We start from the raw sequence: 21,980 nt of genomic DNA on the forward strand, positions 1-21,980 counted from the left end.
ACGTGACGCAGTCGCGTCTCACACCGTAAGACCACCGTTCATCAGCACTCCCCCGCGTACAGGAGAATTCAGGTCATGAGCAACCCCCAGCAGCTGCGGTACAGCAAGGAGCACGAGTGGCTGTCGGCCGTCGAGGACGGTGTGGCCACGATCGGCATCACGGAGCACGCGGCCAACGCGCTCGGTGACGTCGTCTACGCCCAGCTCCCCGAGGTCGGTGACACGGTGACCGCGGGCGAGACCTGCGGCGAGCTGGAGTCGACCAAGTCGGTCAGCGACCTGTACTCGCCGGTGACCGGCGAGGTCACCGCCTCGAACCAGGACGTGGTGGACGACCCGTCGCTGGTGAACTCGGCTCCTTTCGAAGGCGGCTGGCTGTTCAAGGTACGCGTCGCGGCGGAGCCGGAGGACCTGCTCTCCGCCGACGAGTACACCGCGTTCTCCGGCAACTGAGACCCCAAGGGACCACCTGATGTCGCTTCTCGATTCCTCCCTCCACGAGCTGGACCCGGACGTCGCCGCCGCTGTCGACGCCGAGCTCCACCGTCAGCAGTCCACCCTCGAGATGATCGCCTCGGAGAACTTCGCTCCGGTCGCGGTCATGGAGGCCCAGGGCTCCGTCCTGACCAACAAGTACGCCGAGGGCTACCCCGGCCGCCGCTACTACGGCGGCTGCGAGCACGTCGACGTGGTCGAGCAGATCGCGATCGACCGCATCAAGGCGCTCTTCGGCGCCGAGGCCGCGAACGTCCAGCCGCACTCCGGTGCGCAGGCGAACGCCGCCGCGATGTTCGCGCTGCTGAAGCCGGGCGACACGATCATGGGCCTGAACCTGGCGCACGGCGGTCACCTGACCCACGGCATGAAGATCAACTTCTCCGGCAAGCTCTACAACGTGGTCCCGTACCACGTCGACGACACCGGCGTCGTGGACATGGCCGAGGTCGAGCGCCTGGCCAAGGAGTCCAAGCCGAAACTGATCGTGGCCGGCTGGTCCGCCTACCCCCGCCAGCTGGACTTCGCCGCCTTCCGCCGCATCGCGGACGAGGTCGGCGCGTACCTGATGGTCGACATGGCGCACTTCGCCGGTCTGGTCGCCGCGGGCCTGCACCCCAACCCGGTGCCGCACGCCCACGTCGTCACCACCACCACGCACAAGACCCTCGGCGGTCCGCGCGGCGGCGTGATCCTCTCCACCCAGGAGCTCGCCAAGAAGATCAACTCGGCGGTCTTCCCGGGTCAGCAGGGCGGCCCGCTGGAGCACGTGATCGCGGCCAAGGCGGTCTCGTTCAAGATCGCGGCGGGCGAGGAGTTCAAGGAGCGCCAGCAGCGCACCCTGGACGGCGCCCGCATCCTCGCCGAGCGTCTGGTGCAGCCGGACGTCACCGAGGTGGGCGTCTCCGTGCTGTCCGGCGGTACGGACGTGCACCTGGTCCTCGTCGACCTGCGCAACTCCGAGCTGGACGGCCAGCAGGCCGAGGACCGGCTCCACGAGCTGGGCATCACGGTCAACCGGAACGCCATCCCGAACGACCCGCGGCCGCCGATGGTCACCTCGGGTCTGCGCATCGGCACGCCGGCGCTGGCCACCCGCGGCTTCCAGGCCGAGGACTTCACCGAGGTCGCGGAGATCATCGCGTCCGCGCTGAAGCCGTCCTACGACGCGGACGACCTGAAGGACCGCGTCGTCGCGCTCGCCGAGAAGTTCCCGCTGTACCCCGGTCTCAAGTAGTCCGACCGGCACGTTTGCGTATCGGGGAGGGGCACCGCGCACACTGAACAGTGAGCGCGGTGCCCCATCCCCAGGGGTGTCTCGCCGGTCAGGGCCGGGGCACGACGCCTGGCACGGCCCCCTGTCCGGCCCTGACCGGCGAGACACCCCCTTGCCCCCGCTCTTCGGGCCGCGACCCGGCCCGTACCGCACCACCCGGCAGACAACGGCGTCTACCAACCCCTTAGGAGTCACCCGTGGCCATCTCGGTCTTCGACCTGTTCTCGATCGGCATCGGCCCGTCCAGCTCCCATACGGTCGGCCCCATGCGCGCGGCCCGTATGTTCGCGCGCCGGCTGAAGAACGAGGGCCTGCTCGCCCACACCGTCTCGATACGCGCCGAACTCTTCGGCTCGCTCGGCGCCACCGGCCACGGCCACGGCACCCCCAAGGCCGTCCTGCTCGGCCTGGAGGGCGAGTCCCCCCGTACCGTCGACGTCGAGACGGCCGACGACCGGGTCGAGGCGATCCGCTCCAACGGCCGGATCAACCTCCTCGGCATGCACGAGATCGCCTTCGACGCCGACAAGCAGCTGGTCCTGCACCGCCGCAAGCGGCTGCCGTACCACGCCAACGGCATGACCGTCTTCGCGTACGACCACGAGGGCGCCCCGCTCCTGGAGAAGACGTACTACTCGGTCGGCGGCGGCTTCGTCGTGGACGAGGACGCGGTGGGCGAGGACCGGATCGTCCCCGACGACACGGCGCTCAGGCACCCCTTCCGCACCGGCGACGAGCTGCTGCGCCTCGCCCGGGACACCGGCCTCTCGATCTCCTCCCTGATGCTGGAGAACGAGCGCGCCTGGCGCACCGAGGACGAGATCCGCTCCGGCCTGCTCGACATCTGGCGCGCCATGCAGGCGTGCGTGTCCCGCGGCATGTCCCGCGAGGGCATCCTGCCCGGCGGCCTCAAGGTCCGCCGCCGCGCCGCGAACACCGCCCGCCAGCTGCGCGCCGAGGGCGACCCGCAGACCCACGCGATGGAGTGGATCACCCTCTACGCGATGGCGGTCAACGAGGAGAACGCCGCCGGTGGCCGGGTCGTCACCGCCCCGACGAACGGCGCGGCCGGCATCATCCCGGCGGTGCTGCACTACTACATGAACTTCGCGGCCGGCGGCGCCACCGAGGCGGAGAAGGACGACAGCATCGTCCGCTTCCTGCTGGCCGCCGGAGCCATCGGCATGCTCTTCAAGGAGAACGCCTCGATCTCCGGCGCCGAGGTCGGCTGCCAGGGCGAGGTCGGCTCCGCCTGCTCCATGGCCGCCGGCGCCCTCGCCGAGGTCCTGGGCGGCACCCCCGAGCAGGTCGAGAACGCCGCCGAGATCGGCATGGAGCACAACCTCGGCCTGACCTGCGACCCGGTCGGCGGCCTCGTCCAGATCCCGTGCATCGAGCGCAACGGCATGGCGGCGGTCAAGGCCGTCACGGCGGCGAAGATGGCGCTGCGCGGCGACGGCAGCCACAAGGTCTCCCTCGACAAGGTCATCAAGACCATGAAGGAGACCGGCGCCGACATGAGCGTCAAGTACAAGGAGACGGCGCGGGGCGGGCTCGCGGTGAACATCATCGAGTGCTGAGGTCCGCCGCGCGGGCGGTCCGTTTGCCGTTGCGGCAACAGGACTCGCGGCGGCTCCCGCGGGCGGCACATGATCGGGGTCCGGGCCGGACGTCCGATGCCTGCCGGTGCCGGACGGACGACCGCCATGGAGGAGAAGCATGTCGCAGCAGCCCGACCGCGCCCCCGGCCTCACACACCGTGTGGTGCCCTCGCCCGCCGGCCGCGTCCACCTGGTCGAACAGGGCACGGGGCCGCTGGTGCTGCTGGTGCACGGATTCCCCGAGTCCTGGTTCTCCTGGCGCCGGCAGCTCCCGGCGCTGGCCGCCGCCGGCTACCGGGCGGTCGCCGTGGACGTGCGCGGTTACGGCCGCTCCTCCCGGCCCGCGGACGTCGCCGCGTACCGGATGCTCGAACTGGTCGAGGACAACGTCGCCGTGGTGGAGGCGCTCGGCGAGAGCGGTGCGGTGATCGTCGGGCACGACTGGGGTGCGACGATCGCGGCGAACTCCGCCCTGGTGCGGCCGGACGTCTTCCGGGCGGTCGGGCTGCTCAGCGTGCCGTACGCCCCGCGCGGCGGTCCCCGGCCCAGCGAGGTCTTCGCGCGGATGGGCGGGGACGAGGAGTTCTACGTCTCCCGGTTCCAGGAGGCCGGCCGGGCGGAGGCGGAGATCGAGCCGGACGTCCGCGGCTGGCTCGCGGGCTTCTACGCCGCGCTCTCCGCCGACACCATGCCCGCACCCGAGGCCCCGGACCCGCACTTCGCCGCCCGTGGCGGGACCCTGCGCGAGCGGTTCCCCGCGGCCCGGCCCGGCTGGCTCGGCGATGAGGAACTCGACTACTACGCAGGCGAGTTCGAGCGTACGGGCCTGAGCGGCGCGCTCAACCGGTACCGCAGCATGGACCGGGACTGGGAGGATCTGGCGGAGTTCGACGGAGCGCCCGTCACCCAGCCCTCGCTCTTCATCGGCGGCTCCCTGGACGCGTCCACCACCTGGCTGGCCGAGGCGATCGCCGCCTATCCCGCGACGCTGCCCGGCCTGCTCTCCTCGCACATCCTGGACGGCTGCGGCCACTGGATCCAGCAGGAGCGGCCCGACGAGGTCAACCGGATCCTGACGGACTGGCTCGGGTCGCTGCCGGGCTGAACCCGCCCCGGACGGGGCCGAACCGGCCGGCGCCGTCCCGTCATCCGTCCTGTCGTCCGTCCGTCATCCGCCCTGTCCGACTTCCCGCCGGTTGCCCCGACTGCCTTCCTTGAAAGGTCACTTGGTCCACAATGGCCCTCAGCCGAGCGAAGGGGGCCGCCCATGCGGGCACTCGTGGTCGGGGTGGAGTCCTACGAGGCGGGATCGGCCTGGAACCTCGACGGGCCGGTACGTGACGCGCTGGGGTACGCGCGGTGGCTGCGTGAACTCGGGGTGGGCGACGACTCGCTGACGCTCCTCCTCTCGCCCCTGGAGCACAACCGGCGGCTCGCCGACGAGTGCGGTCTGCCCTGTCGTCCGGCCGACCGGAACACCGTGCACCAGGTGCTGACCCGGGAGCTGGCGAACGAGCGCAGCGACTGGCTGTTCGTCGTCTGGTCGGGGCACGGTCTCATCGACGCCGACCGTAACCGCAGGCTGCTCTACTCGGATGCGCACCACCGGGACCTGCGCTGCCTGGACGTCGAGGCCGTGCTCGCCATGTTCCGCTCCGACGGGGCCCCGGGGCATCCGCGCCAGCTCTGGCTGTTCGACGCCTGCCAGACGTACGCGGACCCGGCGACGACGGCGGGAGTCCTGCGGCCGGACCCCATACCCCGCTGGACCGAGCGCCGTCAGGCGGACCAGCACGTGCTGTTCGCCTGCGGTCCGGGGGAAGCCACGCGCAATGGAATGAACGCCGGGGTGTTCAGCACGGAGGCTCTGCGGCTGCTGCACGAGCACCCCGACTGGCGGCTGTCGCCCCGGCCGCTGGCCGACGCGCTGCGCGGCCGCTTCGGGACGACGACCTCGCTCTGGTTCGAAGGGGACGGGGAGGCCAGGAGGACTGCCGTCCAGCACAAGGTGCCGGGGCGGAAACTCGATCTGTCCGACAAACGCCGTCTGCGGGACGCGCTGGCAGCCGTGGGGGTCATGCGACAGCCGGAGTCCCGGAGCCAGGTCATCGCCTTGCTGCCGCCCGAGATCGCGGGAAGTGTCGCCCGGTCGGGAGTCATGCTCCTGGAGATCCTGGACCTCGTCGAAACCTGTCTGGCATTCGGTGACGGATTGACGCACTTGTGGTCGGCGGTGTCCCTGGCCGATCCCGGGACGACGGCGCTCGATGATCTGCTGGAGGTCTTCCGGGCATATCCGGAGTGGTTTACTCCACCTGCTCTGGACATGAATTGACGCTTCGTGATTCAGCCACTTCAGGCCCGCGCGGGCACAGGCTGACCGGTTGAGGATGTTTCCAGCGGTCCATGCGTAGGACATCATGTAAGAGCGGGTCGAACATCGCGTCGCACTGATTCGGGGGAGGTTTCACGGCAGTGGCAAAGCCGAAAAGCGCCGCCATATCGGATCTGCCTGATCTCACTGGCACATCCCTGGAGGCGTTGCGCGCTCGACCGGACGACGACAGAGCGGCCGCCAAGAAGCGGCTGCTGGAGGAAGTCGGGCGGTCGGCCAGAAGCCTGTCCACCGGCGGGGAGAACAGCTGGACCGTCTGACACCCCGGTCCGCTCCGATCCGGTGCCACGGCAGAGGGAGCATATGCGCCCTGACTCACCGCACGAAGTGGAGTCGCGGCATTCACTGACACCTCGGCAATTCCGCGAACTCGCCCGCGGCGAAGGCAGTCCCGCCACACTCGCCGCCCTGTCACGTGCCGAATACAGCCATCGCCTCCTGTTGTTCGACCTCCTGATGGACGCGCTCAGTCCGCTGGACGGCGTGACCGGCCGGCTTCCTGGCGCCCAACGTGCCTGGGATCTGCTCGCCGCGGCACAGCGCCGTGATCCGGCGGCGGTCGAGGAGTTGCTCCTGCTCCCCGAGACCGGGCTGTGGCTGACCCGGCTGCTGACCCGGCTGCGCTCCAACGGCCCTGCTGACACGCCCTTGTGGGCGGAGGCCGGACATCTGCACACCCTGGCCGCCGTGGCCGCCGCCCGGGCGGGCCTCACCTTCAGCTTCCCCGTCCCCGCCCTCCAGGAGAAGATCTGGCTGCCCACCCTGGGGCTGGCCCGGCTGCCCTCGGCGCACCGGCACCGGAATGTCTGGACAGTGACCGAGGTCCGGTCGGCGCACGGCCGGATCACGCTCGTGGGTGCGTACGGGCAGCTGCGGCTGCCCTCCGTCCCGGAGCACCCGTCCAGTGACTGGCTGCCCCAGCGCCGGTCGCCTCTCGTCGCGGGGGCCGCCCGCCGGATCCCCCTGGACGATCTCGGCCACCACCGCATCGCCCCGATGCCCGACGGTGCGGCCGAGCGGCTGACGCACGGCGCGTACGACTCCTGGAGCAGGCTGCTCCAGGAGTCGTACGAGCTGCTGGCCGCCATGGATCCGCCGACGGCCGACGCGGCCGCCGTGCTGCTGCGCTCCCTCCAGCCGATGTCGGCGCACGAGCGCTTCCGGGTGCGCAGCGTCAGCAGCGGGCACGGCGTCGGCGGGCTGGCGTCGTCCGTCCCCGACACGGCGCCCCTCTGCGCGGCCACGCTGGCGCACGAACTGCAGCACAGCAAGCTCAGCGCGCTGATGCATCTGTACCCGCTGCACGAGCCCGCGCCTCCGGGCGCGCCGCAGCGGCTCTACTACGCTCCCTGGCGCGATGACCCGCGACCGCTCGGGGGCATGCTCCAGGGCGCCTACGCCTTCACGGCGGTGGCGCGGTTCTGGAGTGCCTGCGCCGCCCGGCTCGCCGGGCCCGACGGCGGCCTGGCCGCTTTCGAGAGCGCCCTGTGGCTCGGCCGGCTGACCGAGGTCGTGCCCGCTCTCGCCACCGACCCGGCGCTGACCGCGGCGGGACGGGACGCCCTGCAGGCCCTGCACGGCGCCGTGGTCCGGTTGCACGGCCGCACCGGCGAGGGCGCCGAGGTGACCCTGGCGCGCCGGATGGCCGCCGACCACCGGGCGACCTGGCGGGCCGCCCACGTACGGCCTCACCCGGACGATCTGGCGGTGCTGTCGGCCGCCTGGTGTGCGGGCCGGAAGCGGCCGCCCGCGCTGCCGCCGCGGCCGCACCCGGAGATCAGGGAGTCGGGGGCGCGGCACCTCGACGCGCGGGCCATGCTGGTGCGTGTCCGGCTGGCCGACCCGGCGGCACTCGACAAGATGCGCGACAGCCAGGGCGATCACGTGCCCGGGCTCGCCGGGGCAGGCCCCGCCGATGTGCTCTGGGCCTGCGCCGAGTTCACCGCGGCGTGGCGGCTCTACTCGCGGGAGATCCGGAACGCGCCGGCCGGTCCCGCGACATGGACGGGGCTGGGGCTGGCCCTGGCGGATGCCGGACGTTCGCCGGAGGCGGTCAGGGCGCTGACCGTGATGCCCGAGCTGGTCGCGGGCGTCCACTCCGCCGTCCGGGAGATCTCATCGCGTACGCCGGACCCGACCGCCCTGGCCGATTGGCTCGGCCAGGGCGGTACCGGTCCGTCCGGCAGCTGTTAGATCGTCATGGGGTCGATGTCGCAGTTGGCCCTGCGCCAGGCGAGCGTGTCCGCGCTGGCCCGGTGGTCCGGGCCGAGCTGCTCGTTGATCGCGTCCACCGCGCTCCGGTGCAGTTCCTCCGCTTCGCCGGTACGGCCCAGCGCCCTCAGGTCCGAGGCGGTGTTGCCCCGCAGCACGAGCACCGTGGGGTGGGACTCGCTGAACTTCTCGATCAGCGCCGCCGTCGTCTTCCGGTCGAGTTCCAGAGCCGCGGCGGCATCGCCCTGGGCGAAGAGGTCATTGGCCAGGTTGATGGCGCAGATGAGCGTGTGCGGGTGCGTGTCGCCGAGCGGTGCCCGGAACCGGGCCAGCGCCGACTCGTTCAGCTTCCGCGCTTCGTCCACCCGGTCGAGCAGCCGCAGGGTGACCGCGAGGTTGGCGTCGGCCGCGACGGTGTGCGGATGGTCCTTGCCGAACACCTCGGCGTACAGCGCCCTCGTCCGCTCCCCGAGCTCCAGCGCCTCCTGGAGCCTGCCGTTCTGCCGCAGGTCGATGGAGAGGTTGAGGGAGGCCTGCAGGCCGTCGGGGCTGCGCTCGCCGTACCGGTCGATGAGCGCGGTCCTGGCGGTCTCCGTGCTGGCCTGCGCGGCCTCGTGGTGGCCCGCCTTGCGCTGCGCCACTCCGAGCCGCGCCACCGCCCGCAGTGCGGAGGGGTGGAACTCCCCGAAGGTGCTGCGGAAGGTCTCGACCGCCTCCTCGCAGGCCTTCTCCGACGCGGCGTACTCCCCGAGTTCCTGCCGGTCCAGGGCGAGGCAGACCTCGGAGTTGAGCGTCGTGGGCGCGTCCGCGCCGAACATCTGCACCTTGGTGCGCCAGCTCGCCTCGTCCAGCTCCCGGGCCTCGCGGAAGAGGCCGTTGCCACGTCGGGTCACCGCGAGGTTGTGCGCGTGGAGCAGGGTCTCGGGGTCCTCGTCGCCGTACGACCTGACGGCCCGCTGGTAGACCTCCTCGTCGAACTCCAGCGCGCCCCGGAAGTCGCCGCGCGCTCTGCGGTCGCCGGACACCTGGCCCTTGACGCGCAGGTACTCCTCCTCCAGGTCCGGGCCGGCCTCCTCCAGCGTGGCGAGCATCCGCTCGCCCAGGGCCGCGGCCTGCGGGTAGCGGCCCATCGTCCACATGATGTAGCGCACGTGGCGGCCCAGGATCAGCGTCTGCTGGTCGTCCTCGCCGAAGAGCCGGCACCAGTGCTCGTACGTCTCGCTGGAGAAGTCCAGGGCCGCTTCGTGATCGCCCCAGTAGAAGAGGTACTCCGCGACGTTGTAGACCATCTGGCGCACGTTGCGGTTGGGCGAGAGCGACGCCTGGGACGCGATGACGTGGGGGTAGAGCTCGCCGAAGCGCGTCCAGTTCTGCGGGGCACGCGGGTCGCTGGGGGCGTTCGCCGCGAGGAGCAGGTGTGCTCCGTGCCGGAACGTGCGGCGCTGGTCCTCCGCCATGCGGGCTTCGAGCACGGCCTGGACGAGCCGGTGCATCTGGATCGAGTTGGTGCGGTGGTCGATCTTCGCCAGGGAGTAGCGGCTGATCTCGCGGATGGCCCGGCTGAGCCGGATCGGGTCGGTGAAGATCCGGTCCAGCTCCGGGGCGATCGGTTCGGAGACCGCGTTGGCGAAGAACTGCCTGGAGACCGGTTCCGGCGCGAAATAGGCGCAGAGCTCCAGGAGCTGGATGGCTCCGGCGTTCTTTCCCTCGACATGGTCGAGGGAGACGTTCCACGCGGTGGCGACGGTCTTCTCGTACTGAGTCGGCGGGGAGACCGCCATCAGCTCAGCGCTCTTCTCTTCGAACACCCTCAGATATTCGGCCGGAGGCATGCCCGTCTCCGCACGCCACGCCGATGCCTGCTCCACGGCGAGCGGCAGGTCGCCGAGCACCTCGGCGAGCATGTCCGCGTCCTCCGTGGACAGATCGGGGTTGCGCCGCCGGAGCAGCTGGATACTTTCCTCCCGCTCGAACACATCGACTTCCAACGGGTGGGCCAAGGTGTTCCACTGGGGATTACGCGATGTCACGATTACGGAGCCTACCGGTCCGCCCGGCGGAGTGCTCGGGAAGTATTCCTGCACCGCGGCCGGACTTTCGGCGTTATCGAACACCAGAAGCCATTTACCGTACGGATTTCCGGTGCGCAGCGCCTCCAGCACGGCCGGCACCGCGGTAATCGCCTCGCTGCTCACCGGCAGGTGGAGCCGCCTGGCCAGCTCGACAAACGCCTGCTGAATTTGTGTGGGCCGCTCCGCGGGGATCCAGCAGACCACTTCGTATTCGGCGGCATGACGGTATACGTATTCCAGCGCGAGCTGCGACTTCCCGACGCCGCCCATTCCGTGCAGTGCGTGCGGGAGCACTGCGGTCGGCCCGTCACGCAGGCCGCGTTCCAGATTGATGAGCAATTCTTCGCGTCCGGTGAATACGAGGTTCCTCGGTGGCATGTTGCCCCAGACGGCCGGCATGGGCGGCCGCGCACCGCCTCCCGCCGGTACTGGCGGGACCTGAGTCACCGGCGAGGGGGGGACCGTAGTCACGTTTGAGCCTCCAGGAAGGGCGGTCGTACTGTCGGGGTCGTCGGGGAGTGTCTCATCGGGCGGAGGCCGCGGAGCGTTGCGCGGGGTCTCGGATCCGGGCGTGTTCGCGGCGGCCGGCGGACCGGCGCCGATGTGCTCGCCGAGGCGCCGGGCGCGGTGCAGGTGGTTTCCGGAAATCGCTTGCAGCGCCGCATGTTCGGCCTGCCGGAAGCGAAGATTCTCCGTGGTGGACTCGACGGTCGTGAGCGCTTCCTCACGGTGCGGCGACTCCTGTGATCCATGGAGGTAGCCAAGGAATTCACGTGCCGCCTCATTGCGCGGGGCCAGGAACTCCGCAGCCTTTTTCAGTGCCCTCTCGGTGGCCGTTCTGCTTCCTGCCGCGAGTAACTCCTCGCGTGCGCCGTCAACGAATACGTAGGACGCACCGTCGCAGCCGGGAAGCGGATCGACGAGCGGGCTGATCAATAACTCCGCCAAATGCGCCTGCGAGGCTCGCGGCATCACCTGCCGCTTCACCTCGGACATGGTTTCGAGGTCCAGTTGGACGGCCGCCAGGCGTGTGGCCAGCGCGAACGCCTCCGCCGAAGCCTTGGTGCGGAACCGCGCCACCAATTCGGTGGCGGTGAGCCTCTGAACGGGTGACGGCTCGGGAGCGGACAGCGGTCCGGCACTCGTGAGGATCGCCGCCATGTCCGCCCAGCGCGGCGTGGTCCCCGCGACGAACCGGGCCCACGGGCCGAGCCATTGCGCGCCCAGTTCCAGCACCGGGACGAGAACGACCTGGTCGGACGGGGTACGCGGGAGGGGCGCGGCCAGCGGCTCGGCGGGCTCCCAGTGCATCTGCGCGTTGGCGGACCACGGCCCCTGGGCGCGAAGGCGCACCCGCACGGGAAAGAGCCCGGTGCTGGACCACAGGCGCTGCGGCAGCAGTTGGAGCACCACGACCGGCTGGTGCCGGCCCCAGAGCGCCGCCAGTCGCTGCGCGGCCCCGGAACGCCAGGCGGGCGCGACACCGTCCGTCACCAGGAAGACGATCTGCCGCGCCGTCGGATCGACGAGACTCCGCGGCGGCTGGGGGTGCGACGCCCGGCCTTGGCCGCGCAGCAGCGGACGCGCGGCGTCGGCGGTGTCGAGCGTCACCGTCTTCACGTCGCGCATGCCGCCGTACCGGCTCAGCATCGTCCGGAAGTGCTTCACGGCCGGTCGCCACATGGTCATGTGCGGGGCGCTGTCGACCACGAGAACCGCGCTCCGCTGCCGTTCCGGCTCGGGCGTGAGCACCGGCGGCAGGAACGGGGCGAGCGCGATCCGTTCCGCGGTCGCGGCCTCGTCCAGGACCTCCGCATGGGCGGACGCGACGAAGGAGCGCAGCGGTCGCAGGGCACGGCCGAGGCTCAGCCGGTCACGAGGAGGGCGTTCGCCCGCGCGGGGAGCGACGGCTGTCCGCAGGTACGAGGCCGCGGGCAGACCGGCCCCGGGCCCGAGCGCCGGCAGCTCGGCCGGATCCGGCCCGGCGAGGGGCGGTGGTCCGTCGTCCTGCACGGAGGACGGCAGCGCCCCGGGCCCCGATGGCTGCTGCGCCGCGGGCTGCGACTCCTCCTCCCGGTCCGGCTGCTCCGGCTCACTCACACGGTTGTCGTCCGGTCCCCCGGGGGCGGGCTCCGGGGGTTCGCCTTCGTCACCGTCGGTGTCCGCCGGCGCCTCGCCCGCTGCCAGTCCGGGGTGGTTCGCCGCCAGCCACAGCGAGTCGGCCACTTCCCACGGATACAGGGCGGCGAGTGGCAGCGGTCCGCCGTCGGGCGGGCTCATCGGACCGTCGCGGCGGTGCTGCGCACCCGCGCCCGCGGCCCTCGAAGAATCCCCGGTCACCCCGAATCCGCCCCTTCACCGCCCAGCGGATGCCAAATGGCGGCGAGGACCGATTGCCACTCGCCGGCGTCGCTTCCGTCCTGCTGGTAGAGGCCCGATGTCGCCAAATGCGCGGCATTCAGCAACTGATCGGCGGCCAGCCCACCCATCCGGGAGCTCCGCCGCAGGAAATCACGGATCAGCGCGTCCTGGCTGTCCCCGAGGAGGTCCCCGAAATGGCCGGAGACGAGTTCTCCCAGCGTTTCCGCGTCGGGGTCCGGAATGTCGAGCCGGAGGCAGCGCCTCATAAACGCTTCGGGAAACTCGCGTTCGCCATTCGACGTCATGATGATCACGGGGAAGACATGAGCCCTGACCAGACCGTTCTCGACCGTCGCGGTGCGGTCGGGATCAGCCGTATGGACGGTGGTCGTCGCCTCCGTCTGTTTCACCCGTACGAGGGGTGGCACTTCGAACCACGCGTCCTCGAACAGGGTCAGCAGGTCGTTGGGCAGATCGGCGTCGCACTTGTCGATCTCGTCGATGAGGACGACGCGCGGCAGCCGGTAGGGAAGCATCCCCGTACCCAGGGGCCCCAACTGCACATAGTTGCCGATGCCCGGCCGGCCGCTGCCCTCGCCGCCGTCCTGGGTGGCCTGCGCACGTCCGATGGCGTCGTACTCGTACAGGCCGGAACTCAGTGTCGTACGGCTGGTGACGGGCCAGTGCAGCACCCGTCCGAGCCTCAGCTCGCGGGCGATCCGGTAGGCGAGGCCCGACTTGCCCACTCCCGGCCGGCCCGTGACCAGCAGAGGTCTGCGCAGCAGGAGCGCGGCGTTGACCAGGCGAAGCTCCTCGGCGCGAGGGGCGCGCCGGCGTCCGGGCGGGCCGAGCCGGCGGTCGGCCTCGTCGTCGTCCGGCGGCTGCGGCATCGTCGCCGTGCCGCGGAAGGTCCGCCAGGGCGGTCCCTCGGGCCAGGTGCGCTTCTCGTACGGCTGGTCCGGTAAGGGGTCTCCGGTACCCCGGTACAGCCGGCCGTCGTTGTCCGCCGCGTTCACTCGGTCCCCCCTACAAAGGTGGCGGGAGCGTTCTGCCCGCCCTCAAGAAGATGCTCGGGGTCGTCCCAGATCATGCTCATCGAACGGATCGCGTCAACATCGCGCTCCCGCACCGCACTTGACTCGTCTGCGACCGCGGAACGGACGGCAACGTCGGACTTCCACTGTTGCGCACTTCCGGGAAGGTGTGCCAGCCCCTCATTGGCCAAGCTTTCACGAATAATGCTCCGGAACACCGCTGACGCGGGATCCGCCCGGTGGTAGACGACTATCGGCACCCCGAGGTCCAGGGCGAGCCCCAGCTCCCGCAGCCCCAGCTCGCTCTCGCGGTGCGGCGGGCGGCTGAGCACCATGCCGATCACGTCGTCGTCCCGCCCTATCTTGGCGTCCAGGAGGGCCAGGTGCTCGGCGTCCGTCAGCCCCTCCGGAGCACATTCGTGCATCTGCCCCTGGCCGCCACCGGTCCGCCAGTGCGCCCAGCGGGCGCGCCACGCGTTGTGGAAGGTGGGACGCTGTACGCGCTCCAGGCTGTGCAGCATGATCTCCCGGTATCGACTCAGCAGGGCGTTGGGGAAGCCCAGCGAGGGATCACGGTCCCACCACTCCACGGGCTCCGTGAGGAGCTCCGCCGGGAGAAAGATCTCCAAGGCGGCGTTGTCCGCGCGGGAGTGGCGCAACTGCGTCATATGAGTGAGCAACTTGGCCACTTCATAGGGTAGTTGAGATCGGGTCACGGGTTCCAGCGGTTCGGTGTGCGGATCTCGCTGGAGGGCGTTCGAATCCGGATATCTGACGCAGGCCGACACGTAGTAGCGCGGACTCCTTACCATCCGCCGCCTGCCCGCGCCGCTGTGGGGCGTGCGGTCGGGCTCCACCTTGACGTAGATCCTGATCAGCGGTCTGGCCGTGCCGCCGGGACCCTCGCGCGGGGTGTCGGCGGCCTCCTCGACCCGGGGCGCGACCGCGTCCCTGAGGCCGTCCCTCAGCGTCGCCAGCGGTGCCGCCAGGTCCCACAGTTCGGCGAAGTGATCGTTCCAGCTGCGCAACTCACCTACGCCCGACGCCACTTCGGGGAAGAGGGAGAGGTGTTCCAGAAAGGCCATGGCGGGCATCAGTTCGCCGGGGCGGCCGTTGTGGTCGGCCAGGTGGAGAAACGCCTCCCAGGGCGTGGAGCAGTTCTCCGGCAGGCGCGCCAGACCGTCGGTGGCCCGCTCCACCAGGGCGCCGAATTCGGCCACCGGCACATCCAGCACGCGCCGCAGCGGCTCCCAGTCGGGTCCCGGAAACGCCAGCCGCGCCTTCCACTGCGCGAGCAGGAGGAGCAACGCCGGCTCCAGCGCGGGCGTGACCAGGCAGGTGGCCTCCACGAGGCGGTCCATGCCGTCGTCCAGCGGGGCACAGCCGTAGACGATGCTGACGAACTCCTGGCGCGTCACGGTGAAGCTCGCGGGCGTCAGACCCGGAATGTGCTGGTGGACCATCTGACGCCACAGGTCCCGGCTGCTGTCGTTGATGAGCCGCCCGGCCGGGTCCTCCAGCGCCGCGATCACCGCACGCAGGACACGGTGCTGGACGCTGTCGAATCCTCCCGTGCTCACGTGCGTCCTCGCTTTCGCCGTCACGTGCGTTCGAACAGAAAGGGGTGGCCCAGGGTATGGGGTCCGCGATCAGGCCGGAAGCGCATCACCCAAGACCCGGTAGAAGTCCGCGTTGGCCCAGTAGGAGCTGTGGGCCGCGGAGACCGGCTGCCGGTTGTCGACCCGGACATCGGTGATGCGCGGATCGTTCCCGAAGGCCTCGGCCGCCAGGTAGGAGAGCAGGTCCCGGCGGTCGTGGATGTTCAGCCATCGGGGGAACGCCTCGGGCAGTCCGGTGCCGTAGGGAAGGGACGGCAGCGCGTCCAGTTCGTACAGCAGCGGCGCTTGCGAACCCACGGTCACCAGCATGTCGGCAATGGGGGCCGGGGCCCCGGCCGTCAGCAGGTCGAAGGCGATGATCCCTCCCAGGCTGTGCCCGAGCAGGACCAGGGGCCCCCGGCCGGCGAAGGTCCGCGCCGTGGCGGCCACCTGGTCACGCACCGCCTGGCCCCGTGCCAGATAGCTGACGATGTCCCCGAAGAAGCCCACCGAGCCGTGGCTCAGCCGGGCGCGCCTGGCGACGAGCATCCGGGAGCCGACGGAGCGCTCGAAGAGCCGTGCCGAGTATCCGAGGGCGGAGACGAGGGCCTCGCTCAACCCCTTTGTGTCGCCCCCGAGTTCGTACGTGAGGAGGTCCACGAGACCGTCCCGCTCAGGCACCGGGAACATGCCGGCCCCCCGGGACGACCGCGCCATCGCCCAGGCGGTGAGAGCGCGGGCCACGAGCCGGGGAAGGGCTTCGCCCTCGGTACGCGCGACGGCGGCGGCCCGGCGCAGTTCCGGGGCGGCCAGCAGGGCGGCGGCCGCTTCGGCGACCGTGGGGCCGGACACGAACGCCCGCCACGCCTCGGACACCTCGCCGGACTCCGCCAGATGCGACAGCGCCTCCAGGAGCCGGTCGCCGCCGGAGACCACACCCGGGGTGAAGAGGGCGGGGGCGCCGGTGGTGGACGCGTTCCCCGACAGGGCGTAGACGCCGAGTTCGGCGTACGGGTCGGCGTACAGCATCGCCCAGCGCAGCCGGTCCTCGCCCGCTCCGGCGTCCTCCTCGAAGCCGCCGGGGAACGGCGGGTCCGGCTCGGCCGCCGCCTCGCCCTCCTGCGCCTCCCGGGCCGCCGCGAGGTACTCCGGGTAGCCGGGGATCGACACGCCGCCCGCCCTCAGGTAGGACCCGAGCGTGGAGCCCCAGTCGCAGGGTTCGACCCGTACGTCGGGCCGGACCCCGGACAGACCGGCCCGGATGCCCTCCAGTGCCTGGGTGTAGGACGGCTCCCGTACGCCGGTGCCGTGCACGAAGAGAAGTGTGACCATCGTCCGCTGCCCCCTGCTCGAACTGTCCTTCAACGCACGCCACTTGACGATTCTACGGACCCCGGGGTCGCACGTGCGGCGGATCGTGCGCCCGCGGCGCCGTCCGGCCACGCCGGCTGGCCGGGTCCTGCGGACGCGAGCGCACCCGGGCCGGCGCCGCGAAGGGCCGAACCGGCCATCCCCCACCACACTCATCTATCGCCCGGCCGAACCCAGGAGTGCACCAACTGCTCATAACCGAGCAGAGGTTCCTGACGATCACACATTTTCGGTCACAAGCGACTTCACACGCCCGCATACTGGGAGTTCACTGGTCGTGACGAGTGGTGACGCGATCGCCGTGCACGTCAGGCGGTCCGCTGCCCTGGGCCTCATGGGGTCCGGCTTCGACGGCCCGGCCCTGCGGAGGAAAGAGGACAGCGATGACAGCCGCCCCTCCCATGACGCCTCGTCGGCGGGATCCGGCCGTCGGGCCCGGCCATGGCAGGCAAAGACCGCCACGTCCTCCCCGTAGCGACCACCCGCCCCGCCGGCTCTGAGTCCACCCCTGCGGCGGTCCGCCGCCGCAGCCGGATCGCGGCCGCACCATCCCTCCCGCGCCGGTGCGGACAGCTGTCCCCGATGACACGGCTCTGCCGGGGCGCCGATCGGCAGAGCCGCGTTCACCGCCGCCGTCCCGGCCCCGTGCGTGCGCGGTCCCCTCGCGCATCCCCTCCCCCTGTTCGTACCGTCTCGAAGAGGTGCACCATGAGCAAGATCGCGCTTCCAGAATTCCATATGCCGTTCGAGAGCGCCGGATGCCATCCGGGAGTAGAGAAAACCAAACAGGCCGCTTGGGAATGGGCGGAAGCCAGTGACCTCGTCCTGTCACCGGTGGCCCGGAAGAAGATGATCCGGACCCGGCCCGAACTCTGGATATCCCTGATATTCCCCGAGGCCTCGCAGAAACACCTCGACCTCTTCTGCCAGTGGCTCTTCTGGGCCTTCCTGGTCGACGACGAGTTCGACGACGGTCCGGCAGGCCGCGATCCGCGGGTGTGCGAGAGCGCGATCGCGCATCTGGTGGACGTGCTGGACGGTGCCCGGGCGCCGGCCGGTCCCATGGAGCACGCACTGGACGAACTCCTGGTCCGCACCTGCACGGACCGGTCGGCGCGCTGGATCCGGCAGTTCCGCCGCGATACGGCGGCCTGGCTGTGGACGTACTACGCGGAGGCGGTCGACCGGGCCGCGGGGCATGTGCCGAGCACCGCCGACTTCGTGAAGCACCGCCGCGACTCGGTGGCCATGCAGCCCTTCCTCGATCTGCACGAGATCACCGCGGGAATCGATCTGCCGGAATCCGCCCGCAGCCTTCCCGCGTATATCGCCCTGCGCAATGCGGTGGCCGATCATTCGGGTCTCTGCAATGACATCTGCTCCTTCGAGAAGGAGGCCTTACTCGGTTATGAGCACAACACGGTCCGGCTGATCCAGCGGGACCGCGGCGGCACGCTCCAGGAGGCCGTCGACGAGGCCGGAATGCTGCTGGCACGCATCGCCGACCGGGTGCAGCGGGCCGAGAAGGAGCTCGCCGAGGAGCTGGAGGCGGCCGGCATCGAGGGTCTCCCGCGCGCCGCCCTTGAGCGGTGCGTCCGCGACTACCGGGGCCTCGTACGCGGGGACTTCGACTACCACGCACGGGCGGAGCGCTACACCCGTCCGGACCTCATGGAGATCGACGAACAGGACTCCATGTCCCGGAACTTCGCAGCCTGACCGGCGCACGCCACAGAATCACGCGTCCGCGACAGCGTTTTCCGGACATTTCCCGTCCGGCCGCCCGGGGGCTCTCCGACCGCCGCCGAGCGGCCGGAAAGCCTCCGGGCCGGAAGTGGCCCGTCCCGGCGCGTACGGGCCTTCCGCGGTCGCCCACGCGTGGCCGGGCACGCCCGGCCGTGCTGTGCTGGTAGCCCCGCCCGACACTCGCGGAAGGGCCGGCGCCATCCCATGACCACCGCACCTCCCCCGATATCCGGGGCCGGCCCGGCCGCCCCGCTCGCCCCGCTCGCCCGCACGGCGCACGGCACCGTCCGCGGCACGTACGAGCGGGGTACCGCCGTGTTCCGCGGCATCCCGTACGCGGCCCCGCCGGTGGGCGCCCACCGGTTCCGGGCGCCGGCGCCGCCGGAGCCGTGGGAGGGCGTGCGGGACGCGGCGCGCTTCGGCCCGACCGCACCCAAGCGGCCGTACGCCCCGCCGCTGGACCGGCTGCTGCCCGATCCCGAGGTGGCGGGCGAGGACTGCCTCAACCTCAACGTGTGGACGCCGCACCCCGCCCGCACCGGGCTGCCCGTCCTCGTCTGGATCCACGGCGGATCGCTGCTGCACGGCTCGTCGGCCGTGCCGCTCTACGACGGCGCCGCCTTCGCCCGCGACGGTGTGGTGTGCGTGACGGTCAACTACCGCCTCGGCATGGAGGGTTTCGGGGTGTTCCCGGACGCGCCCGCCAACCGGGGGCTGCTGGACCAGCTCGCGGCCCTCGGCTGGGTGCGGGACAACATCGCGGCGTTCGGCGGCGATCCGGACCGGGTGACGGTGTGCGGCGAGTCGGCGGGAGCGATCAGCATCGCCGCCCTGCTCGCCACGGACCGGGCCCGGGGTCTCGTCCGCCGGGCCGTCCTGCAGAGCGGGGCTCCCTCGGCGGTACCCCTGGCGGCGGGCCGACGCACCACCGAACTGATCGCGAAACGGCTCGGAGTGGCGGCGACGGCGCGGGATCTGGCCGCCGTCGATCCGGCCGCGCTCCTGGCCGCACAGACCGAAGTGACCGCCGGAGGCTCCCCGTTGACCGGCGGCAACTCCTTTCAGATCGTCGTGGACGGTGAACTCCTGGTGCGCGATCCGGCCGAGGCGCTGCGGGACGGATCCGCGTCCGGCGTCGATCTGCTGCTGGGGTCGAACACCGAGGAGTACCGGCTCTGGTTCGTACCCAGCGGGCTGACCGAACGGCTCTCCCGGACGAGACTCCGGCTGGCGCTGTGGAAGTTCCGGGTGCCGGGCGCGACGGCCCGCACCTACCGGGCGAACCGGCCCGGTGCCACCCCCGGTGAACTGCTGGGCGCGCTCGCCACGGACCTGTTGCTGCGCGTGCCGCTGAACCGGCTGGCCGACTCCCGGAAGGACGCCGCGGGCAGCACGCACTTCTACGAGTTCGGCTGGCCCTCCCCCGTGCTGCGGCTGGGCGCCTGCCACGGGCTGGAGATCGGCTTCGTCTTCGACAACCTGGCCGGACCGGACGCCGTGGCGCTCGCCGGCGAGGACGCCCCGCAGGACCTGGCCGACGCGATGCACGCGGCATGGGTGCGGTTCGCGGAGACCGGGGACCCCGGCTGGCCCGCCTGGGACGCCTCGCGCCCCGTGATGCGCTTCGGCCCGGGCGCCCCGCGGGTGGTGCGCGCCCCGCGCGAGGACGAACGGCGCGGCTGGGCACCGTACAGCCCTTAGACGTGCCGGACGCCGCCTGGGCTTCCGGAACGCTCCCCGAGAGCGTCCACGACGGCCGTAGTCAGCGGGTGCCGATCCAGTGCGGGTCGGGGACGACCGTCAGCACCGCCGACACCAGCACGACCGCTCCCAGGGCGGCCGCCTCGCGGCGCGCGGACCGCTCGGCGCCCGCCGGGTCCGCGTCCCTCGCCAGCCGTCGTCGCGCCACCAGCGCCAGCACGCTCACGACGGCCAGCAGTGCGAGCTTGGCCAGCAGGGTGCGTCCGTAGGCCGAGGTGAGGACGACGTCCAGCGGCAGCCGGCGCAGGGCGCTGCACGTCCCGGTCACCGCCAGCGCCACGTACAGCCACGCGGCCGGGCGCGCGTAGCGGCCGAGCAGGGCGCGGGCCGCGGCCGGGGACGCCCGCCACAGCCGCATGGTGCGCAGGACGTGGAGGAGCCCGCCGGTCCACAGGGAAGCGGCCGTGAGGTGGAGAGTGGTGAGCGCGGCGCCCGCCAGGGGGCTGTACGCCTCGGGGTGGGCGCGCAGCGCCTCCGCGACGACGACCACGGCGAGCGGCAGGGCGGCGAGCGCGGGGCGCCTGCTCGCGGCGCAACAGGCCGCCAGGGCGAAGCCGTTGGCGGTCAGCAGGAGCAGTCCGCCCTCCCGAGTCCCGTAGGTCCCGACCGGGCCGAGGTCGCTGACCAGGGCGAGCCGGACGATCTGTCCCGCCGCCGCGGCCGCGCCGATGACGGAGGCCGCGGTCGCCCAGTCGCGCGCGACGGCCGGGGGGCGGTCCGGCACGGAGCGGACGAGCGCGCCCGCCGCGAGGGCGCCGGTGTGCACCGCGAGGGCGGCGAAGAGGGCGGTGCGCAGCAGGGTGGCGGTTCCGGCGCCGGGGATGCGCAGTTCGCCGGTGCCGTACGCCACGGCCGTCGCGCCCAGCAGCGCGGCCGCCACGGCGAGCAGGCAGGCCCCCGCGACGACGAGTACGAGCGTCACGGAACCGCGGCGGGCCGGTCGGGGGGCACGGGACGGGATCACCACTCACCCCCCTTTCCTGAGTGACAAGCACACAAATCGCCGACTGCTGTCCATGGGAACGCCAGTCCTTCACCCGGAAGAGGGCATTAGGGAAAGCGCGAACGTTTCTGCACCACCACCCGGCGGGACCCTCGGGCTAGGTTCACCGACTGTCACCTCACCGACCGTCACCCCACCGACTGTCATGCGGGCCCCGGGTACCCCCACACGAGGCCCGGCGCTGCGAGGAGAGGCATCAATGACCGAGACGCCGGTTTCCACGGCACCCTCCGTATGCGCCCCGCTGCCCGAACCGTGCGGCCGGGTGTACCGCCGGGACGGACGCACCGTGGTGGCACTGCGCGACGAGATCGACATCGCGACAGCCGCACTCATCGGACCGGCCCTGGACGGGGCGACCTCGCAGGACACACCGCAGCTCGTCGTCGACCTGACGGAGGTCAGCTTTCTCGACTGTTCGGGGCTGAACCTGCTGTGCCGGGCCCGCCGGCGTGCGCTGGACCGCGACGGGCGGTTCTGGCTCGTCTGCGGCTGCCCGCGGATCCTGCGTCTGCTGCGGGCGGGCCGGCTGCACGACCTGTTCCGTCCGGTGGCCACCCCGGACGAGGCGTTCCGCCGGGCGGCCGCCCCGGACGACGCCCCGCGTGCGGCGGAGTCCGCCGCGGCCACCGGCTCCCGGCCGGGCACGGAGGTCGGCCCCGCGCACCCGCCTTCGGCGCTGTCCCGCGCCCCCCGGCCCGCAGGCCGGGGGTCCGGGGAACTCAGCCTTGCGCGGCCCAGAACTCGTCGAACGTGAGGAGCCCGTCCCCGTTCGCGTCGTGGGAGTTGATCACGGCCTGCGCGACCGGCTCGCTGACGTAGGGGTCACCCAGCTGAGCCATGACGCTCTTGTACTCGGCAGCCGAGATCAGCCCGTCGCCGTTCAGGTCGAACCGCTCGAATGCCTTGCGCGCCGACTCGATGTCCGCCACTGTTCCGCCCCTTCGTATGACTGTCTGACGGGAGCCAGATTATCGGGCGTGACGGCTGGCCCTCGCGGCGGCCGGTAGTCGATCATGGGTGGGCCGTCCGCCGCCCGGCGGCCGGTGGCCCGAG

15 protein-coding genes are annotated in these 21,980 nt (G+C 71.6%); 9 read left to right on the forward strand and 6 right to left on the reverse strand.

All coding sequences use genetic code 11. The annotated features are described in order from the left end of the window. Nucleotides 1–75: 75 nt before the first annotated feature. The 6 genes from gcvH (at nt 76) to OG521_11865 (ending at nt 7,960) form a co-directional block, all read left to right on the forward strand. Complete coding sequence (gcvH, locus tag OG521_11840) at nt 76–453, forward strand: glycine cleavage system protein GcvH (GenBank protein ID WUW21439.1); 378 nt, start codon at nt 76–78, stop codon at nt 451–453. 19 nt (nt 454–472) lie between these two features. Continuing rightward, nucleotides 473–1,732, forward strand: a complete 1,260-nt coding sequence (locus tag OG521_11845) for a serine hydroxymethyltransferase (protein WUW21440.1) — start codon at nt 473–475, stop codon at nt 1,730–1,732. Between the two features lie 236 nt (nt 1,733–1,968). Then, nucleotides 1,969–3,351, forward strand: a complete 1,383-nt coding sequence (locus OG521_11850; GenBank protein ID WUW21441.1) for an L-serine ammonia-lyase — start codon at nt 1,969–1,971, stop codon at nt 3,349–3,351. 139 nt (nt 3,352–3,490) lie between these two features. After that, nucleotides 3,491–4,477, forward strand: a complete 987-nt coding sequence (locus OG521_11855) for an alpha/beta hydrolase (GenBank protein ID WUW21442.1) — start codon at nt 3,491–3,493, stop codon at nt 4,475–4,477. Between the two features lie 162 nt (nt 4,478–4,639). Continuing rightward, the gene (locus OG521_11860) at nt 4,640–5,707 is read left to right on the forward strand and encodes a caspase family protein (protein ID WUW21443.1); all 1,068 of its coding nucleotides are present in this window, start codon (nt 4,640–4,642) and stop codon (nt 5,705–5,707) included. Between the two features lie 516 nt (nt 5,708–6,223). Then, entirely contained in the window at nt 6,224–7,960 is a 1,737-nt protein-coding gene (locus OG521_11865) for an HEXXH motif-containing putative peptide modification protein (GenBank protein WUW21444.1), read from the forward strand. On the opposite strand, the gene fxsT is transcribed toward OG521_11865, so the two are convergent. The 4 genes from fxsT to OG521_11885 form a co-directional block, all read right to left on the reverse strand. Beyond that, on the reverse strand, nt 7,957–12,390 hold the full coding sequence (gene fxsT, locus OG521_11870) for an FxSxx-COOH system tetratricopeptide repeat protein (protein WUW21445.1): 4,434 nt from the start codon (nt 12,388–12,390) through the stop codon (nt 7,957–7,959). The two genes, OG521_11865 and fxsT, sit on opposite strands and share 4 nt — an antisense overlap. Then, entirely contained in the window at nt 12,387–13,427 is a 1,041-nt protein-coding gene (locus OG521_11875; protein ID WUW21446.1) for a MoxR family ATPase, read from the reverse strand. Before OG521_11875 ends, fxsT begins: the two co-directional genes overlap by 4 nt. After that, nucleotides 13,424–15,025: a hypothetical protein gene (locus OG521_11880; protein ID WUW21447.1), complete on the reverse strand. Its 1,602-nt coding sequence runs from the start codon at nt 15,023–15,025 to the stop codon at nt 13,424–13,426. Before OG521_11880 ends, OG521_11875 begins: the two co-directional genes overlap by 4 nt. Before the next feature lie 69 nt (nt 15,026–15,094). Beyond that, nucleotides 15,095–16,375, reverse strand: a complete 1,281-nt coding sequence (locus tag OG521_11885; protein WUW21448.1) for a hypothetical protein — start codon at nt 16,373–16,375, stop codon at nt 15,095–15,097. Between the two features lie 777 nt (nt 16,376–17,152). On the opposite strand from OG521_11885, the gene OG521_11890 reads away from it, so the two are divergent. After that, nucleotides 17,153–18,133 carry a terpene synthase family protein gene (locus tag OG521_11890; protein ID WUW26651.1) on the forward strand — a complete coding sequence of 327 codons (981 nt, stop codon included), beginning with the start codon at nt 17,153–17,155 and terminating at the stop codon, nt 18,131–18,133. Between the two features lie 231 nt (nt 18,134–18,364). Then, complete coding sequence (locus tag OG521_11895) at nt 18,365–19,861, forward strand: carboxylesterase family protein (protein WUW21449.1); 1,497 nt, start codon at nt 18,365–18,367, stop codon at nt 19,859–19,861. Nucleotides 19,862–19,922: 61 nt separating this feature from the next. Here the strand turns inward: OG521_11895 and OG521_11900 are convergent, their stop codons facing one another. Further along, the gene (locus OG521_11900) at nt 19,923–20,885 is read right to left on the reverse strand and encodes a CopD family protein (protein ID WUW21450.1); all 963 of its coding nucleotides are present in this window, start codon (nt 20,883–20,885) and stop codon (nt 19,923–19,925) included. Between the two features lie 238 nt (nt 20,886–21,123). Between OG521_11900 and OG521_11905 the strand changes: the two genes are divergently transcribed. Then, the gene (locus OG521_11905; GenBank protein WUW21451.1) at nt 21,124–21,681 is read left to right on the forward strand and encodes an STAS domain-containing protein; all 558 of its coding nucleotides are present in this window, start codon (nt 21,124–21,126) and stop codon (nt 21,679–21,681) included. Here the strand turns inward: OG521_11905 and OG521_11910 are convergent. Next, nucleotides 21,647–21,856 (reverse strand): EF-hand domain-containing protein, encoded by a 210-nt coding sequence (locus OG521_11910; GenBank protein ID WUW21452.1) that lies wholly within the window; start codon nt 21,854–21,856, stop codon nt 21,647–21,649. The two genes, OG521_11905 and OG521_11910, sit on opposite strands and share 35 nt — an antisense overlap. Nucleotides 21,857–21,980: the final 124 nt, after the last annotated feature.

Source organism: Streptomyces sp. NBC_01463, assembly GCA_036227345.1.
Taxonomy (GTDB): domain Bacteria; phylum Actinomycetota; class Actinomycetes; order Streptomycetales; family Streptomycetaceae; genus Streptomyces.